At 41.3% G+C, this 18,304-nt stretch carries 19 protein-coding genes; 4 read left to right on the top strand and 15 right to left on the bottom strand.

What is annotated here, in order from left to right; all coding sequences use genetic code 11:
• Positions 1-174: 174 nt before the first annotated feature.
• From gloA to GARC_RS19465, 4 genes are all read right to left on the bottom strand, one after another.
• A complete protein-coding gene (gene gloA / locus GARC_RS19480) occupies positions 175-726 on the bottom strand; it encodes a lactoylglutathione lyase (protein ID WP_007623489.1) in 552 nt (183 codons plus the stop codon).
• Positions 727-1,010: 284 nt separating this feature from the next.
• Positions 1,011-1,994 carry an L-carnitine dehydrogenase gene (locus GARC_RS19475; RefSeq protein ID WP_007623486.1) on the bottom strand — a complete coding sequence of 328 codons (984 nt, stop codon included), beginning with the start codon at positions 1,992-1,994 and terminating at the stop codon, positions 1,011-1,013.
• Complete coding sequence (locus GARC_RS19470) at positions 1,994-2,884, bottom strand: BKACE family enzyme (protein ID WP_007623484.1); 891 nt, start codon at positions 2,882-2,884, stop codon at positions 1,994-1,996. The genes GARC_RS19475 and GARC_RS19470 overlap by 1 nt, the downstream gene beginning before the upstream one ends.
• Before the next feature lie 121 nt (positions 2,885-3,005).
• On the bottom strand, positions 3,006-3,998 hold the full coding sequence (locus tag GARC_RS19465; protein WP_007623482.1) for a GlxA family transcriptional regulator: 993 nt from the start codon (positions 3,996-3,998) through the stop codon (positions 3,006-3,008).
• A gap of 167 nt (positions 3,999-4,165) precedes the next feature.
• Between GARC_RS19465 and GARC_RS19460 the strand changes: the two genes are divergently transcribed.
• The 4 genes from GARC_RS19460 to GARC_RS19445 are packed head-to-tail and all read left to right on the top strand — an operon-like array spanning position 4,166 to position 9,251.
• Positions 4,166-6,343, top strand: coding sequence for a TonB-dependent receptor (locus GARC_RS19460; RefSeq protein WP_007623481.1), 2,178 nt, complete (start codon positions 4,166-4,168; stop codon positions 6,341-6,343).
• Positions 6,343-7,917: a BCCT family transporter gene (locus tag GARC_RS19455; RefSeq protein WP_007623480.1), complete on the top strand. Its 1,575-nt coding sequence runs from the start codon at positions 6,343-6,345 to the stop codon at positions 7,915-7,917. Before GARC_RS19460 ends, GARC_RS19455 begins: the two co-directional genes overlap by 1 nt.
• Positions 7,910-8,854 (top strand): dienelactone hydrolase family protein, encoded by a 945-nt coding sequence (locus tag GARC_RS19450; protein ID WP_007623478.1) that lies wholly within the window; start codon positions 7,910-7,912, stop codon positions 8,852-8,854. Before GARC_RS19455 ends, GARC_RS19450 begins: the two co-directional genes overlap by 8 nt.
• Positions 8,844-9,251, top strand: a complete 408-nt coding sequence (locus GARC_RS19445) for an acyl-CoA thioesterase (protein WP_007623475.1) — start codon at positions 8,844-8,846, stop codon at positions 9,249-9,251. The genes GARC_RS19450 and GARC_RS19445 overlap by 11 nt, the downstream gene beginning before the upstream one ends.
• Before the next feature lie 184 nt (positions 9,252-9,435).
• Here the strand turns inward: GARC_RS19445 and GARC_RS19440 are convergent, their stop codons facing one another.
• The 11 genes from GARC_RS19440 to trpCF all read right to left on the bottom strand — a co-directional run bounded on the left by GARC_RS19440 (position 9,436) and on the right by trpCF (position 18,304).
• On the bottom strand, positions 9,436-10,086 hold the full coding sequence (locus GARC_RS19440; RefSeq protein ID WP_007623474.1) for a LiaF domain-containing protein: 651 nt from the start codon (positions 10,084-10,086) through the stop codon (positions 9,436-9,438).
• 140 nt (positions 10,087-10,226) lie between these two features.
• Positions 10,227-11,558: an ATP-binding protein gene (locus GARC_RS19435; protein WP_007623472.1), complete on the bottom strand. Its 1,332-nt coding sequence runs from the start codon at positions 11,556-11,558 to the stop codon at positions 10,227-10,229.
• Between the two features lie 17 nt (positions 11,559-11,575).
• On the bottom strand, positions 11,576-12,250 hold the full coding sequence (locus GARC_RS19430) for a response regulator transcription factor (RefSeq protein ID WP_007623471.1): 675 nt from the start codon (positions 12,248-12,250) through the stop codon (positions 11,576-11,578).
• 72 nt (positions 12,251-12,322) lie between these two features.
• The gene (locus tag GARC_RS19425) at positions 12,323-12,556 is read right to left on the bottom strand and encodes a PepSY domain-containing protein (protein WP_007623470.1); all 234 of its coding nucleotides are present in this window, start codon (positions 12,554-12,556) and stop codon (positions 12,323-12,325) included.
• Positions 12,557-12,714: 158 nt separating this feature from the next.
• Entirely contained in the window at positions 12,715-13,248 is a 534-nt protein-coding gene (locus GARC_RS19420) for a glycine zipper 2TM domain-containing protein (protein ID WP_007623469.1), read from the bottom strand.
• A 127-nt stretch (positions 13,249-13,375) separates the two neighbouring features.
• Entirely contained in the window at positions 13,376-13,828 is a 453-nt protein-coding gene (locus GARC_RS19415; protein WP_007623467.1) for a hypothetical protein, read from the bottom strand.
• A 148-nt stretch (positions 13,829-13,976) separates the two neighbouring features.
• Positions 13,977-14,387, bottom strand: coding sequence for an alternative ribosome rescue aminoacyl-tRNA hydrolase ArfB (arfB, locus tag GARC_RS19410; RefSeq protein ID WP_007623466.1), 411 nt, complete (start codon positions 14,385-14,387; stop codon positions 13,977-13,979).
• An 18-nt stretch (positions 14,388-14,405) separates the two neighbouring features.
• On the bottom strand, positions 14,406-14,705 hold the full coding sequence (locus tag GARC_RS19405) for a YciI family protein (protein ID WP_007623465.1): 300 nt from the start codon (positions 14,703-14,705) through the stop codon (positions 14,406-14,408).
• A gap of 34 nt (positions 14,706-14,739) precedes the next feature.
• The gene (trpA, locus tag GARC_RS19400) at positions 14,740-15,558 is read right to left on the bottom strand and encodes a tryptophan synthase subunit alpha (RefSeq protein ID WP_007623464.1); all 819 of its coding nucleotides are present in this window, start codon (positions 15,556-15,558) and stop codon (positions 14,740-14,742) included.
• Positions 15,551-16,738: a tryptophan synthase subunit beta gene (trpB, locus tag GARC_RS19395; RefSeq protein ID WP_007623463.1), complete on the bottom strand. Its 1,188-nt coding sequence runs from the start codon at positions 16,736-16,738 to the stop codon at positions 15,551-15,553. The genes trpA and trpB overlap by 8 nt, the downstream gene beginning before the upstream one ends.
• A 180-nt stretch (positions 16,739-16,918) precedes the next feature.
• Entirely contained in the window at positions 16,919-18,304 is a 1,386-nt protein-coding gene (gene trpCF / locus GARC_RS19390) for a bifunctional indole-3-glycerol-phosphate synthase TrpC/phosphoribosylanthranilate isomerase TrpF (RefSeq protein WP_007623462.1), read from the bottom strand.

Genomic DNA, 18,304 nt, shown 5'->3' with positions numbered 1-18,304 from the left:
GCGGCGAGCTACGAGTTTTTAGCTTGGAGTAGAATAGAGAAATTAACAATCGCTGGGCGAGTCAAAAATATGAGTTTTAGCAAACGATATTTTACTCCTGACACACTTGATGTAAATGAAAGTGTGTCAGGAGAACCCAAGCTTAATGGCTGGAATGTTTGTTATTAGTGGCTATTACAAATGCTTACCTAATAAATCGGGTAGGCGTGCTGGCGTGAAAATCTCAATCCAATAGCCATCTGGATCTTTAATAAAGGCAATTCCTTTCATGCTGCCATCATTTGGTTTTTTCTGAAACTCGACACCTAAAGATTCAAAACGTTTACAGGCAACGTCAATATCAGGTACTGCAAAACCAATGTGACCAAAGCCTTTAGGCTTCTCGTTTCCACTATGATAAGACACACTGTCGTCACTCTCATCGCCCCAATTGTGGGTAAGTTCTAACATGGCTGGTCGACCAAAGGTTTGCACAAGGCGTTGATTGTTATCGTTTGACCAATCACTGTGGCTCTGTGGTGGAATACTTGCTAGAAAATATAGTGTGAACTTCATTTTGGTAAAATCTAATCGTTTTACCAGTGTCATGCCTAATGCTTCGGTATAAAATTTGAGCGTGCGCTTAGGATCTTTGATCCTAAGCATGGTTTGATTAAACACAAACTCATGGGTGGCAGGATCGTGATGTTCTTGTAAGCCAGGTGCTTGGTCAAAATGACGGCTCATATTGGTCTCTTTATTCTTTATAAAAACGATGAATGCGCATGGTATCTTACATTAAATTGGTATTATTAACCTGCCAAAGATCACGCTACAGCGCGACGAGTTTCAGCTAATTTTCTCGCAAACAACCGAGCAACTCACCATTGCGCAGTTTTTAGCGGATGACCTATTATGGTGTAACCACTTTCTAATAGTAACACCACCGTCAGAGTCATAATGAGGCCATCCACCTATAGAAAAAATAAGTCTGATAAAGAAGCAAAATAACCAGCTACCCCCTAATTTTGTTAAATAGCTTTACGATAATCACTAAGCACTTTACCTGCGCCTACTTCATATTGGGCTAAAGCTTCCATAATACTGATTAAACAGTTATCACGTAATTGCTCCAATTCTTTGACCGAGCGTTCTCCTGCTTGCTGTTGGGTACCGGCAACCATACTGTCAATTAGACGGGTTGAAAGCTCTGGGGCTTCTAGCTTTGTCCAGGGTAATTTCAGAGCTGGACCAAATTGCTCCAGCATATGCCGCATACCCGCATCACCGCCTGCAAGGTGGTAAGTTAAATTAGTGCCCATTAACGCCCAGCGTAAACCGGGTCCATAAATAATGGCTTCGTCTAATTCACCAGTAGTCGCAATACCATCATTGACTAAATGCAGATTTTCTCGCCATAAGGCTTCTAATAAACGATCGGATAAGTGACCGTCAATTTCTTTACGAACATGCAGCGGATGCATACCTAGCGCAGTATATAGTGCTTTCGCTTGCTCAATTGTGGCTGCCGTGGTGAGTTCTCCCCCTACTACTTCAACTAACGGCAGTAAATATACTGGGTTAAAAGGATGGGTAACTATGACTCTTTCAGGGTTGTTGACGCTTTTTTGTAACAAACTTGGCTTAAAGCCCGATGTCGATGAACCAATAATTGCATCAACAGGGGCCGATAAAGCGATTTCCTGCAGCAACTTAGATTTTATCTCAAGTACTTCTGGGGCACTTTCTTGGATGATCTGGGCATCGGCACAAGCCTCTGCCAAAGTCTGGCAAAAATGTAAGTTTGCCAGATCAGCATCTTGTTTTAGGCCTATTTTTTGTAAGGACGGCCAAGCATTTTCAATGCTTTGTTGCAGTTTTTCTGCTGCATTTTCACCTGGATCCCAAGCTTTGACAATATAGCCATTCGCTAAATAACGAGCAGCCCATCCAGCTCCTATAACCCCAGTACCAATAATGGCAGCGATTTTTTGTTGCTTTGGAAATTGTGACATTAGCCCACCTTGATAAGATTAAGTTTTTCACGGGTTTGCTGTGGCGTCATTGGCACAGCACCTAGATGCTCCAGTAAGCTCACAGTTTTGGCAACTAATTGCTCGTTGGTCGCTAACTTACCTTTTTCTAAATACAGGTTATCTTCTAAACCGACCCGGACGTTACCGCCTAAAATGGCAGCTTGCGCGGCCATAGGTAGCTGGTGTCTGCCGATACCAAAAGCGGCCCAAACAGAATTTTGTGGCAGGCTATCAACCATGGCTTTCATGGTTGTCGTGTCAGCTGGGGCACCCCAGGGGATCCCTAAACACAATTGAAAGAGTGCCGGTGAGTCGAGTAGCCCTTCTTTTTCCATTTGCTTAGCAAAGGCTAAGTTACCCATATCAAAAATTTCAAGCTCAGGCTTTACCCCCAATTCTTGTACTCGCTTTGACCCTTGGCGTAACATCGCAGGGGTGGATATATACACTAAGTTATCATCACCAAAGTTAAGTGAGCCACAATCTAATGTGCAAATTTCAGGTTTTAATACTTCAATGTGTAATAATCTTTCTTCAGCACCGACTAGGTCTGTCTCTTGGCCAAAATGCAACGGATGACTGTCAGGCCCTAAAAATAGATCGCCGCCCATTCCCGCGGTTAAATTCAAAACTACATCGGTATTGCTACTGCGTATTCTATCGACGACTTCTTTATACAGCGCAACATCACGGCTAGACGCACCTGTCTTAGGATCGCGGACATGAATATGAACAACCGAGGCCCCAGCCTTAGCAGCAGCAATACTGGACTCAGCAATTTGTTTTGGTGTTACTGGCACATGCGGGCTTTTATCTGTGGTCGCGCCGGCGCCGGTGACCGCGCAGGTGATAATCACGTTGTTATTCATAATATATCCTAAAAATTAGCTTCAGCTATATATCCTATAGCTTGTATAATTATGAACTATCAGAAACACGTGAAAAACTTATTCTTTTACGACAGATAATGGATAAAGTAGATCTTTGTGGTTAAAAGACTTGTTGCTCGTTCCTATCTTTACTTGGCTGAATGTTAAATTCTTGCTTATATATGGCGCTTAAATAAGCTGCTGAAGAGAAGCCGCAAGCAATAGATACATCAAGCACGGACATATCGGTTTGTCGCAGAAGACAACGTGCCTGCTCAAGCCTCATTTTTCGGTAATATTGTTTGGGTGAGGTATCTAATTTTAGTGCAAATAACCTTTCTAATTTACGTTGGGAAATAGAGGCTTGTGAGGATATTTCTTTTATGGACAGGTTTTTATTTAAATTCTTTTCCATGATCGCGGCTGCTTTTATCAACTTTCTATTACTGGTCATTAAACGGGTTCGAATACTCATACGTTGAGAATCATCGGAATTTTGGATGCTGTTATAGGTAAACTGTTCAGCTACATCTAGTGCTAAGTTTTGGCCATTATTTACCGCTATGATACTTAACATCATGTCTAAACCGCTAATGCCGCCCGCAGAGGAAACGCGATTATCTTCAATTAAAAACCGCTCTTGCAAAATATCTGCGTTAGGGTTGTTTTCTTGGAAGCTTGTCGCCGCTTCCCAGTGCATCGTTGCTCGAAGCCCTGTCATAACCCTCGCTTTTATCAATATTTGGGCACCGGTATCTACACCACCTAAACTCACTCCCTTTGCAGCTAAGCGCCTCAGCTCTGCTAACAAGCTTTTCGAGGCATAAACTAGAGGATCAAAGCCAGACACAACAATAAAAGTTTGATAATCATCTGGGCAATTCGCGGTACTATATTGAGTATTAAAAGCTATGTTGTTGCTGGCTTTAACTGGGTTACCATCTTCAGATATAAATGAAAACTCGAATAGTTTTTTACCTGCTAGCCTATTTGCCACCCGTAAAGGTTCCGAGACACAAGCTAAAGCAAACAACGAAAATTGCTCCACGAGAATAAAGGCGATATGTACTACATCACTGTCGCTAAATTTAGGCGATAAAAAAACATTGGTCATTAATTGCTCGTTTTAGTTAAAGGAGATATACAAAAAAACGATATATAGTGTCGCATAATCTAAAGTTAAATCTCTGAGTCGTTATAGCATACCTACCATTAGTTCGTAATTCATCGCAAATAGTCCGCGTATTTTAATTTAAAGTGACTAAATCCACAGGAAAAATAATGATTGTATTTTCAACATTTACTAAGTCATCCATAGCATTAGCTGTTATTACTCTCATTCATGCTACACCCTCTCAAGCTCAACAAAGAGAGGCCAAGACCGCAGAAAAAAGTAACGATATTGAAGTCATTTCCGTTACATCCAGCCGCAGAATAAAAAGTTTAACCGAAGTCCCCATGGCAGTTTCAGCCTTTGACTCTCTTACCTTAGAGCGTGCCAATATATTAGATATTGAAGATGTAGCAGGCATGACCCCTGGCTTTACCCTATCTACCTATAATCCAGTGACGCCACAGCCTTATATTCGAGGCGTTGGCACTAATTCAAGCTCTGTCGGTGATGATGCTTCCGTTGGCGTTTTTATTGATGATGTGTATGCTGGCCGCGCCGGCGGGTTTCGTTCTGACATGTTTGATATTGAAAGGGTAGAAGTTTTAAGAGGGCCGCAAGGTTCACTTTATGGTAGAAACGTCGCTGGTGGTGCCATTAGCGTTATTACTAAAGACCCAACTGACTTTTATGAGGCAAAGCTAAAAACCACTTACGGTAGCGATAATTTGATGCAGCTACAGGGAATGGTCAGTGGCGCTATTACTGATAATATCAATGGCCGCTTTGCCGGTACTATACGTCAACGAGATGCATGGGTAGATAATATTGCGACTAATATGGAACTGCGCGATCAAGATAATCAATCGATGCGCGGTAAACTGGATTTCAGATTAAGTGATAATACTAAATTGATGGTTATTGCCGACTATTCAAAAGATGACTTGCATGGCCCAGGTGCGCGAACCATTAAAAATTACACATCTGTATTTGGCCAAGCTCCAACAACAGGCAATGCAATTGATAAAGTTGACATGTTTAAAGATGGCAATGCGAAACGGGAAATATATGGCATTTCAGGTAATTTAACCGTTGAGATGAGTGATATTTTGTTTACTTCAATCACGGCATTTCGTGAGCAAGATTACTCCTTTGAAGATGATTTATTTGGTCGGTATTTAGCGCCCGCTGGTTTGGCGTTAACCAATGATGCCAGTGAAAATTCTAAACAGATTACTCAAGAGTTCCGATTGCAAAACCTCAGCAATGGCCCCTTTGAATGGACTGCCGGACTTTATCTTTTTAATGAAGATATACAACGGATAGAAGCTTGGGACTCAAGTATCATGTATGCGCTGCAGGGCCATCCAGAGTTACTGTCACGCCCGATTTGGGATGCGACTAACGACACCACTAGTTATGCCATATTTGGTGAAGGTAGTTACAAGATAAACGATCACTGGAACTTTACCTTAGGTGGCCGTTACACCTACGATAAAAAAGACTTTTCAAACAATGCTACAGGTGCAGAAGATTTATTGGGATTTTTGCAAGAAAGCTATCAAGTTAGTGCAGAAAAAAGCTGGACTAGTTTTACACCTAAAGTAACAGTTAATTACTTTACTAATAGCCAAGACATGCTCTATTTCACCGTATCTGAAGGTTATAAAGCCGGTGGGTATAATGGTATAGCCGCCAATAAAGCTATGGCGACAACTCCCTTTGATCAAGAAAAAGCCCGTAACTACGAAGCTGGGTTTAAAGCCCGTCTGTTAGATCGCCAGCTGTCTTTAAATGCTGCAGTGTATTTTCTTGATTATTCCGATTTACAAAGCTTTACCACCGATTTAGACACGGGTGATATTCGTACGGCTACCGGTGATGCCGAAGTAAAAGGTTTAGAGCTAGATGCCAATGCCAGAATAGGCGACGGCTTGCGGTTATTCGCCACTTTAGCCTTTACAGACTCAGAATATACGTCGTTTGCCATAGATCCTTTAGTTGTCGGTAACACTTTAGCCAGAACACCTGAAAAAAGCGGCTCTGCAGGCTTCAATTACCAGTGGTTACTGGCGAACAGTCAAACCTTAGATTTACGCACCGACCTGACTTATCAAAGCCGTATTTACTATAGCGTAAACAGCGATGCTGTTGCCGCTGGTAACAGCCACGCTTTATTAAACGCGAATATAACTTGGGAAAATCTTGAGGGGTGGGAAATATCTGTTTATGGAAAAAACTTAACAGATAAAGAATATGCATCACATGCTTTCTCACAAGCTGGCCTAGGCTTTGTTATTGAAGGTGAACCCCGTACTTTTGGGATTAGCGTCGCGAAAATGTTTTAATGAATAAATCTAAATTGGATGTGGCTGTCTTTAGTCCTGCGTTTTTAATCGCGGCCGCAGTTGCGTTAACTCTTATTATACACCCCCAAGCTTCACAGCAATGGGCCAACGATGCGATGGCATTTATTACAGCTAAGTTCGGTTGGCTATTTGTCATTTTTGGTTTCTCTGCGTTTATCTTTGCCTTGTATTTAGCCTTTGGGCGCTATGGTCGTGTTCGCTTAGATACTAAAGACGGTGAAAAGGAGTATTCAGAAGTCAGCTGGGCAGCCATGATGTTCTCAGCAGGGATTGGCATTGGTTTAATGAGCTGGTCTTTTGTTGAACCTATTTATTATCTTTCAACCCCGCCTCTGGAAATTGTGCCTGGCTCAGACCAAGCCTATAGCTGGGGCCATATGTATACGCTCTTCCATTGGAGTTTTGTTCCTTGGTCATTGTATGCTCTGCCCGCGGTTGCCGTAGCTTATCGCTTACATGTGCGTAAACGGCACTTTCTACGAGTATCTGAAGCTTGTCGTCCGGTTTTTAAAGGCCAAAGCGATGGCGTCTTAGGTGCGGTAACCGACACTCTTATTTTACTTGGTTTATTAGGTGGTGCAGGTACCTCTCTTGGCTTAGGTGTGCCATTAGTGTCTGAATTGGTTAGTCATTTATTCGGTATTGAAGACTCAATAGGCATGCGACTTGGCGTTATTGGAGTATGGGCGTTATTGTTTGGCGGTAGTGCATACCGAGGGCTAAAAAATGGTATCCGCTGGTTAAGTGATGTCAATATTGTCCTGGCTATCATAGTCATGTTATTCGTTTTTATAGCAGGACCTACAGTGTTTATTCTGTCTATGACCTTTAATAGCCTAGGTTTGTTGTTAGACAGCTTCGCGCGTATCAGCTTTTGGCTAGCACCTGTCACCGGCAACAGCTTTCCCAATAATTGGACCCTGTTTTATTGGGCCTGGTGGGTAGCCTATGCACCGCTAATGGGGTTGTTTATTGGTCGGATCTCAAAAGGTAGAACCATTCGTAGTTTAGTGCTTGGCACTCTGCTTTGGGGCAGTTTAGGTTGCATGTCATTTTTAGCCATATGTGGTGCTTATGCGCTCAATTTAGAACTTACGGGGGTATTAGCCGTACAGGATATTTTAGCACAACAAGGGATCCCGAAAACAGTTGTGGCTATTTTGGAAACTCTGCCAATGAGCACCTTCGTTATAGTCGTGTTCACTTTACTCTGCTTTGTATTTTTGGCCACCACGCTTGACTCGTCAGCTTATGTACTGGCAAGTATTAGCACCAAGAACTTAAGTGCTGATCAAGAACCTGCACGCTGGAATAGAGTTGCTTGGGCCGTGATTTTAGCTGTAATCGCGGTTGGATTATTGGTTATCGATGCCCTTGATACAGTCAAAGCCTCAACGGTTATTCTAGCTTTGCCCCTTATCCCAATATTACTAGTGATGTTTAAGTCGCTAATGAAACAACTAAAACAAGATTTTGGCGCGGTATTACATCGCCCTGACATTATTATACAAACGCCTCAGCAAGGGGCTAAAAAGGAATCTTTTCATGAATAAGTTTTGGCTATATCTAGCATTGGCATTTGTAACAACAACTACAATGTTTGCCTGCTCACCAGACAACAAAAACCAGGACTCTGCACATAATGTTAAGGATAATCGTGCCAGCCTTGAACAAACAATAGAACAAGGCTCTACCGCTGATTGGATCAAGCAGGCGAAAGAGCATGCTCAACAAACCGTCACTGCAAAATCGCTTGAGCAAATGAAGCAAGAGCTTCTTCCACATGAGAGAGTATTTATTCCAGAGCACGGCCAAGCCCCTTATCCCGTGGTGTTATTTTTGCACGGCTGCAGCGGCGCAACGGCTACACACGAACAAGATTGGGCCAAAAGGTACAATGAAATTGGCGTTGCGGTAATTGCGATTGATAGCTATGCCGGAAGAAGCACCGATTGGAACGATGCCTGTAACTTTACAAAAATGACGCCTTGGGAACGTTCGGGGGATATTGCAGTGATCATAGATTCATTAAAAGATAGAGACTTTGCTGACCCTACTCAAGTGTACTTAACTGGATTTTCTCACGGTGCATTAACCATTTGGTCGTTTTTAGAGCAACTTAGTCATAATGAGACGCCACTTAGCTTGACTCAGTTACCTGAGCATAACTACCAAAATGTGATTAAAGGCTCTTTCTTATTTTACGGTAGTTGCCCAACTGAATGGACAGTTAATATCAATACTCTGATGTTATTAGGCGATGCTGATCGCTATATAGATGAATCCGTTTGCCAAAACTACGCAAAAATTCACCCATCTAATGCCGGGAATTTTGAATTGGTAGTGTACCCCGATGTAACACACACTTTTGACCATGCAAAGCCTAACCAAGCAAATGTAGAAGCAGGTAGTCGTTATAATGAAGCCGCAACTTTGGATGCTTGGCATCGTATCAAAACCATCATAGAGGCCGATAGCAATGCTCAATAAACCAGTCGTTACCTTTCAAGGCGTCGCCCACCCTTGGTTATGTGACGAAATGGGGCATTTAAATACCCGTAATTACGTAGGCATGTTTGATGATGCCATGCAGCATTTTATGCGTACTCTGGGGCATAACGCAGTAGAAGCGCGTAACAACCAGATTGGTTGGGCGGATGTAAGACACGAAATTGATTATGCAAGTGAGGTAGCTGTTGGCGCCTTGGTCCATATTGAGTGTAGTCTGGAAAAGCTCGGCAATAAGTCTATTCGCTATAAACAGGTGATGTATTTAAGTGATACAGGTGAACAAGCTGCGCAGAATATTGCGACTTCGGTATTATTTGATATGCAAAAACGCTGCGCCATCCCACTGCCAGAAAGTTTTAGAAACAAATTTGAATAATTAACCAAAATAAACATCCTAAGCAATACCTAGCTCTGCCTTCTTTTAAGCAATGCTAGGTTATTTTTATCAGAGTACTTAAGCTGAGTTTATAAGCAGATATAGTAATAATTTGGAACTGGCTAATCAGAGGCTACCGATTTGTCTTTACTTGCAGCTCGTCGCTAGAAACTCGCAACTGCTCTTAAGCTTTATTGTTAAACATAGTTTTCATCTGATTAGCGAAGGCTACAAACTTCTCTTTTATCGTACGTTTGATCTTGATGTCCAAGCCGCCAAACATCACTAAGCCTTCAATTGTGAGGGTAGGGGCTTGGCGCGAAGCAATAGAAGGGGCCGAATTATCTATGCCACCTAAAATACAAAAGGCTTTTGAGATTATATTGATGTCTTCAGGTACGGAAATATCAGTACCGCCAAATAGACAGAGTATTTTTATGGTGACGTTTGGGGTTGTAAATATAGCGTCAGTAAAATCGATATCAGCCCCTCCAAATAAGGTAATGATCTTTATCTCACGAGGCACTGTCCATTGACCGCTACGGCAGGAACCACCAAGGATATTAACTATGGTCTCGGATTCGTCGTTGTCGCCGGCCGCATAGTTGACGTTGAATTGACGCTCTTTTTGTGAGGTGAATTCTGTATCTGTGGTTTTATCTAGATCTGCCGCTAAATTGAATATCTCTTGATGGTTTTTACTTGCCATGGCTTGATCTAGTCTGCGTTCAAAAGCGTCATTAGAAATTACGCCATGACTGTAGTTATAAATCAAAGTATCAATCACTTCTTCACGTACGTTTTCAATCGGTCTATCTTCGAGTATTACGGCCATCTGGGTTCCCTAAATTTTAGTTATTGATATTTTTAACAGATAAAGCAGATATTATGCCAGTTAAAAAATCATTTAAAATCAAAGGACTAAAAAACCATCTGACATTTCAATATAATGATTTTGGCACTTTTTGGTTATTTTCACACTCTGATCGGAAAAATCAAAATGAGTTTGGCTCCACCTAAATCACTCTGTTTTATTTCTAGTTGACCTTGGTATGCACTGACTAAATCTGCCACCACCGCCATGCCTATGCCTTGACCTTCTTTATAACTGTCTAAACGTGTGCCTCTTTCTAACAATTGTTCGCGTTTGTCTTTTGGGATCCCAGGGCCGTCGTCTTCAATTTGGATTTGTAAGGTGTTTTGATTAGTTAATACTGATAGTTTGACGACCTTGGCTGCTGCTTTACAGGCGTTGTCTAGCACATTGCCTAATAATTCCATCAAATCCGTCATATCGCCGTTAAAGCCTAATTCTTGGTTTGGAATATCATGGGTCAGTGTTAGGTGTTTGTCGGCATATACTTTATCCATAGCGTTAAATAATTTATCCACTACAGGTTTAATAGTGACGGCTTGTTCGAAAGAGCTGGTGGTGCCAGCGACGGCTCGTTTGAGCTGTCGCTGTATCTGTAGGTTAATTTGACTGATAGGCTCTTTGGCTTGTTCAGGAAGCCCTGCTGTTCCAGATAACACTGCTAAAGGTGTTTTAAGGCTGTGGGCTAAATCGCTTAGGCTGTTTTTGTAGCGACTGCGCTGTTGTTGTTCGGTTTCTAGTAGATGATTGATGCTGCTTTTGAGTTTTTCCAGTTCGGGTGGGTAGCGCTGATCTATTCGTTTGAGATGACCACTTTCAGCTAAGCGTATTTGTTTGTTTAGCCTACTTATTGGTAACAGCGCAGCGTTTAAACTAACCAATAATAAAACCAGTAATAGCAGCGCAATCAGGCCTAACCAATTCCATAAAGTATTAGCGAATTTTCTTTTCTCGCTATTAAACACTTGTTTATCTTGGAGGATATAAAAGCTCACTGGCAGGTAACCCCCAGACGATTCAAATTCTGCGGTATAGGCATATAAAAAGTAGTTGTTTTGCATTAGAAAATCTTCGATAAAAGCTTCTGAGCCTATATCTGGCGCAATAAATTCAGGTTGTTGCTGCCAGTTGAGGGTAGATAATGACTGCCAAAGCACGCCCTCGTGGGATTGAATAAACGCATACAGACCAGATCCAGGAATATTGAATTGGTCGTTATACAGCTGTTCAGGCATGACTGCTTGGTTACTACTGTCATCTAATTCAAATTCAGATATTAAGGTTAAGCTTTGCACCCGCAGTTGTTGCAACATTGATTGACTTAAACTGCTGTTGAAAGCTTGCTCTAAGGTGACTGCCGTAAGAGGTATAAAAATCAACAATGCGAGTATAGCGGCAGCAAAACTCCTTAATCTAAGGGAAAGGTTATGCACTAGCTTTCCTAATCAAGTTAGAGCTCACGATTAATACGATATCCTCGGCCACGGAGTGTTTCAATGGGATTAAAGCTACCATCTGGATCAATCTTTTTACGTAAGCGCCCTACAAAAACTTCAATGACGTTACTGTCTAAGTCAAAGTCCTGATCATAGATATGTTCGGTAAGTTCGGTTTTAGATATCACTTTTTGTGGATTGAGCAATAGGTATTCTAATACTTTGTATTCATACGCGGTAAGTTCAATGTATTGACCGTTAACAGTTACTTCTTCACTAAGAGTATCAAGGGTGAGAGGACCTTTTTCTATTGTCGGGTGGGCTTTACCGGCGGCTCGGCGTATTAGGGCATTAATTCGCGCCAACAATTCTTCATTGTGAAAAGGTTTGGTTAGGTAATCATCTGCTCCTGCATCCAGTCCTTCGACTTTTTCTTGCCATCTGTCACGTGCTGTCAGAATTAATATTGGGCAACTGACGTCATTTTTACGAGCTTTTTGGATCACTTCAAAGCCATCAATTACAGGTAACCCTATATCAATAATAGCCAAGTCATAGGTATGTTCTTGCAATAAAAATAACGCTTTTGCACCATCATCAGCCAAGTCCACACTATAGCCATTTTTTTGCAGTAATATGTCAAGTTGGGTAAGTAAACGACTATCATCTTCTACAATTAGTATGCGCATTTAGAGCCTATTTATTCTTTGTGTTAATCTTCGCTGGAGGTGATTTTTACTTCCAGCATAACGAAAATCTGTCTAATCTTTTTTCTGCTTTTTACTGACTTGCCCTGATTTTTTGTCGACATCGACAGAGATAACTCGTCCAGATTTTTGTAACACTTTGACTCGATATTTACTTTTATTTTGATCGACTCTTAACACTCTACCACTAACCTTTTGTTGCGCCTTTTTTGCGGCTTCAGATTTGGTTTTTGGAGGTGTTTCAGGATTTTGAGCAGAAACAGATATGCTGCTTAACGATATAGCCATTAAGCAAACAATAATAAATCTAATGTAAGGATTCTGTTTCAAAATTGTACTCTTGTTAGTTGATGCTCAAACTTTAGTTTACCCCAATCATCAATTGACTTAAAAGCAATTGCTTTTGTTATTATCGGATTAGGGTATGAGTTGCAGATACTTCTGAGTTAGTCATAGATACGGATATACTTAGTAGGCTTGTGTTGGCTAAAGGTTTGATATAATTTTCCTTGTAAGCGATAAGTCACCTCATATCCATCTAATACACGTACTTTACTGCTTGTCTTGTGCCTAGTTACGCAGCTATTGGGTACTGTTTGATAGGTACGTGAGTATTTATTGTTAGCATTATCAATGTTATGTACTAGTGAACTTCCGATTACTGCGCCTACTATAGTACCTAAACCTTTGTGTTTTCTGTCGCTCGCAGCATGCCCAATCACACCACCTATAATACCGCCTACTATAGCTGCGCTTTTATCATGAGACTGATTATAAGTTTTACGTATTACTGCCGGTTCACAGTATGTTTGTGGTTGACTGACAGTCAGGTATTTATAGATAGGAGTAGCATTAATGACCTTAGCTTTAAATTCTCTATGGCTATGCTGACTACTATTATGATAATTATTCTGATGTTTAGCTAACGCCAAAGGAGAAACCGCTAAAAGTAGTATTGCGCTTGTTATTAATAATTTCATGTAACCACTCCTGTTTAAAGTGATTGCAAGATTAATCTATTGGGGCTGAATTTTAGCTGAACTAACTTTAAACCAACTGGCACCCATAAGCGCAGGTGTAATCTATTGGTCAGTTTGCAAAAATTTACTATCCTGTGATAAACGGGTTTATACAATCCACATAAAGGCTGTTTCTTTGTCCGTGGGTATAGATATGAATGCTCAAAGGGATGCCATCTATCTCATTCCACATATTTTTGTGTGCAGATGATGGGCATATAGCAGTGCGCAGATAGGATTTTTGGACTTCTTTACTCATTTCTAATGGTGCAGGAATTTGAATGTAAGCGTTGATCTTGCCTCTGAGATTTTTGGCTCCTTTATAACGCCACTCACCTAAAATAAATGTTGAGTAAAATGCCGCGTTAACTACTTTCAAAGTATTATCTGTAATCAGTTTTTGAGGCTTGGCCGACATCGTAAATTCATTATCCGTAGTTGCTGCATTACTTTGCATACAACCACTTAACGTGACCCAAATAAGCAATACAGTCAGACCATATATAACGTTATTGCTAGTACATTTTTTGAATTTACTCATATATCACCTCAGATAACACTCAAGTGTTGTATCGGCAAATATTCGAATAACTCAATCTTTAGTTTGAAAGCTAATTTATCTGTAGGACTTTTTGATTGCTAGAACTGTGTACCTTTAACAATAAAAAATTGGTTGCTAGGCAGTTATGTTAAAAATCCACCTTTTTTCGTAATACTTTTGTTCTTCCTGATTTTACTTTGCTATCCACTCGTTTTATTTGTGAATTTTTACTGGGTTTAGTGGCTCTGCGGGCTTTTTGTAATTTACCTGCTTCTACTAAAATTTCAGTCAGCCTTTCGAATGCATCTTGTTTATTCATTTCTTGAGTACGATGGCTTTGGGCTTTAATAATCAAAATGCCTTCTTGGGTGATGCGTTTATCTTTACCAGAGAGAAGTTTTTGTTTGACGTATTCAGGAATAGCAGCTAATTGAATATCGAACCTTAGATGAATGGCACTAGATACTTTATTCACGTTTTGCCCGCCAGCGCCTTGGGCGCGCATGGCACTTAAATCAATGGCAGGCATAAGTGATTCAAGGTTCGGTGTGTAACTCATATAAGGCTCGTTAGCTGTTTAGGGAAGTACTTTTTTGTAGGGTTTCACTACTACTTTTTGATAAACCCCTGCTAATGCATAAGGGTCGATATCTGCCCATTGTTGAGCTTCTTCTAGACTATTAAATTCAGCGATCACCAATGAGCCGGTGAAGCCTGCTTCGCCTGGGTCTTCGCTGTCAATGGCGGGGCAGGGACCAGCCACTAATAATCGCCCTTGGTCGCTTAATAGTTGTAGACGCTCTAAATGCGCCGCTCTTGTTTGTTTGCGAAGAGATAAACTGTTTTCAATATCTTCGGAATAAATCACATACCACATGGTGGATCCTATTTAATTATGAAAAATTAAACGACTACTTGTAAGTAGCCGATTTCATATTGGTGACGAAGCTTTTTAGTTTTTCTAGCATCACCTCTGGTTGGCTTAGATTTTCAGCAATAATATTCACAGTTGCCGAGCCTGAAATTGCTCCTGCAGCACCTGATTTAATCGCATCTGCAACTTGTACTGGCGTGGATATTCCAAAACCAAGTAGTGGTGGAGCCACTTTATACTGAGTGAGTTTGTCTATTAATTCACTGGCTGGAATACTCACGGCTGTTTCTGCCCCCGTCACACCTGCACGGCCTAATAAGTAAGTATAACCCTGCGACTTTTGACCAATTTCAGCAAAGGTTTCGTCACTGGCATTGGGCGGTGCAATCAAAATTTGTTTGATACCTGTTTGCTTGGCTATGGCAATAAAACGGTCAGCTTCACGAAGCGGTACATCGGCAATCAAAATCGAATCAACACCTGCATTGACTGCGTCTTGATAGAATTTTTCGATGCCACGTTTAAGCACTAAGTTACTGTACAACAATAAACCGATGGGGATGTCGGCATGAGCTTCACGTACTTGGCGAATGATTTCAAAACAGTCATCGGTTTTAATCTTATTCGACAGCGCACGAATACTCGCTTGTTGGATAGTTGGGCCGTCGGCAATAGGATCAGAATATGGGAAACCTAATTCCAAAGCGTCCGCTCCACCTGCAACCAAAGCTTTGATGATATTCACTGAGGTTTGTATATCAGGATCGCCTACCATAACAAATGGAACAAATGCGCCTTCATTTTTAGCATCAAGTTGTTCGAACATATCGCCGTAACGATCAGCAGAATTACTCATGGATTTGATCTCCTAAAATGCTATGGACGTGGGCTAAATCTTTATCGCCACGGCCAGATAAATTCACCACTATAATAGTGCCGTCTTCAGCTTCATCAGCCATATTTAACGCATGGGCAAGGGCATGTGAAGATTCAAGGGCAGGGATAATGCCTTCTTTACGAGACAACAGTTGAAACGCATTGAGCGCTTCTTCATCGGTTATCGATACGTATTCTGCACGACCAATATCAGATAAATAAGCATGCTGTGGGCCAACAGCTGGATAGTCGAGTCCGGCAGATACTGAATAGGATTCTTCAATCTGACCGTCGTTGTCTTGCATGATATAGCTGTATGCACCATGCAAAACACCCTTGGTGCCTTTGCCAATCGCTGCGCCGTGTTCTTTGGTGTGAACCCCTTTACCAGCTGGCTCTACACCTATTAATCTTACGCTAGGCTCATCGATAAAATCAGCAAACATACCAATAGCATTGGATCCACCGCCTACACAAGCGACCACTGCGTCTGGCAAGCGGCCTTCTTTTTCCATAATTTGTGCACGGGTTTCTTCGCCAATCATACGATGGAATTCACGTACTATAGTCGGGAAAGGGTGCGGGCCTGCGGCAGTGCCTAATAAATAATGGGCTTTGTCATAATTGGCTGACCAGTCGCGCATGGCTTCGTTAACCGCATCTTTTAAAGTACCAGATCCTGAATTAACGGGGATCACTTTTGCGCCCATTAAACGCATTCTAAATACGTTAGGTGCTTGGCGCTCCATGTCTTTGGCACCCATATAAATACGTGCTTTTAAGCCCATTAATGCACAAGCTAATGCTGTGGCCACACCATGTTGCCCTGCGCCTGTTTCGGCTATGACTTCAGTTTTACCCATGCGTTTGGTTAACAGCGCTTGACCCAATACTTGATTGGTTTTGTGGGCGCCGCCGTGTAATAAATCTTCACGCTTCAGGTATAGTTTTACCTTGGGGTTACTGACTAGGTTTCTAGTTAAAGTCATAGCCGTTGGACGACCTGCATAATCTTTTAACAAACCCATAAATTCCGCTTGGAATTCAGGATCTTTCTGGGCATCAATAAAAACCTGCTCAAGTTGATCGAGGGCAGGGATCAGCAACTCGGGTACATACATACCACCATAGTCACCAAATTTACTGTCTAAATGATTCATCTATTTCTCACTTTTTAAAACGGTTTTAGCTTTATGCGACATAATTATGAGCTCGCCATAAAAGCAAATTACTACCACAGAGGACACAGAGAGCACAGAGAAAAGAAATGTATTTCTTAAAATTGTATCTCTGTGTTAGCGAAGCGCTCTGTGTCCTCTGTGGTGAATATGTTTTTAGCTTTAATACTCTCTAAGTTGGCTAAAAGCCTGATTAATTTTTTGTTGCTGCTTAATACCCGGTGCGCTTTCTACACCTGAATTTAAGTCGAGCATGGCGACCCCTAAATTAGCTGCCTGTTTAACATTATTTGGGGTGATGCCTCCGGCAAGTATAATGTTGGACTTGTCGGTTATCGCATCTAACAGTTGCCAGCTAAATGCTTGGCCTGTACCACCTGATTGCTCGCCTACTTGGCAATCTAGTAAAAAGTAGTCAACGCCACTTTCATCTAGAGTGGGTAAGTTATCTTTCACACCTTTGGCTAACCAAATCTGACAGTTGGCTGGCAGCTTACTGCGTAAATTATCGATATAAGTTTGGTTTTCTTGACCGTGCAACTGAACCGCTGCCAATTCTAATTCTTGTGCGTATTTTACTACTTGCTCAATAGGCGCATTAACAAATACGCCAACATAGCTAAATGGTACAGCAATAGTTATTTGTTTGGCTTGTTCTAAGGTCACGAAACGTTTGGATTTTTCGGCGAAGATCAAACCGGCAAAACTGGCTGGGCTGTCTTTAACTAATTTGGCACCGGTTAAACTGGTTGTGCCACAAATTTTCACTGTGCCATACAGCAACTGTTTTGCCGCTAATTCGATATTTTTTTCGGACATTAATGAGCTGCCCACTAAAAAACCGTCTGCTATTGGTGCTAGCCTGCGCACATCTTGATGGGTATAAATACCTGATTCAGAGATGATCACGTGTTCGTGTTCAGCATGTTGTTTAATTAATGGCACCAAACGCTCAGTTGTAGCAAGGTCAGTACTTAGATCACGTAAATCGCGATTATTAATACCTATGATTTTAGCTTTTAAAGCACAGGCTCTAAGAACTTCTTCTTCATTACTGACTTCTGTCAGCACGTCGAGCTGGTATTGATCAGCAATATTGGCCAATTCAAGATATTGCTCGTCATCTAACACAGACAACATTAGTAATACTGCGTCGGCATTATGATAGCGGGCTAAATGAATTTGATAAGGTTCAACAAAAAAATCTTTGTTAATTACCGGCTGAGTTACTCGTTCACGCACATATTCTAAGTATTCAAATTTACCTTGAAAATATTTCTCATCAGTTAACACTGATATACATGCAGCATACGGAATGTAAGCTTGAATGATTTCATCTAAATCAAAATTTTCACGAATTAAACCTTTAGACGGTGAAGCCTTTTTACATTCTAAAACAAAGCTAGCATTGGGCTGCGCCAAGGCATCATAAAAGCTGCGGTCTGATGGCGTTAAGCCATCAATAAAACTCGCTAGTGGTAAGTCGATTTTACGTTGGGCAATTTCTAACTTTTTGTCTATAACAATTTTTTCTAATACGTTAGCCAT

This window comes from Paraglaciecola arctica BSs20135 (assembly GCF_000314995.1).
GTDB lineage: Bacteria > Pseudomonadota > Gammaproteobacteria > Enterobacterales > Alteromonadaceae > Paraglaciecola > Paraglaciecola arctica.
Note: the sequence above shows the minus strand (reverse complement) of the source record. Positions and strands in the feature narration are given on the sequence as shown.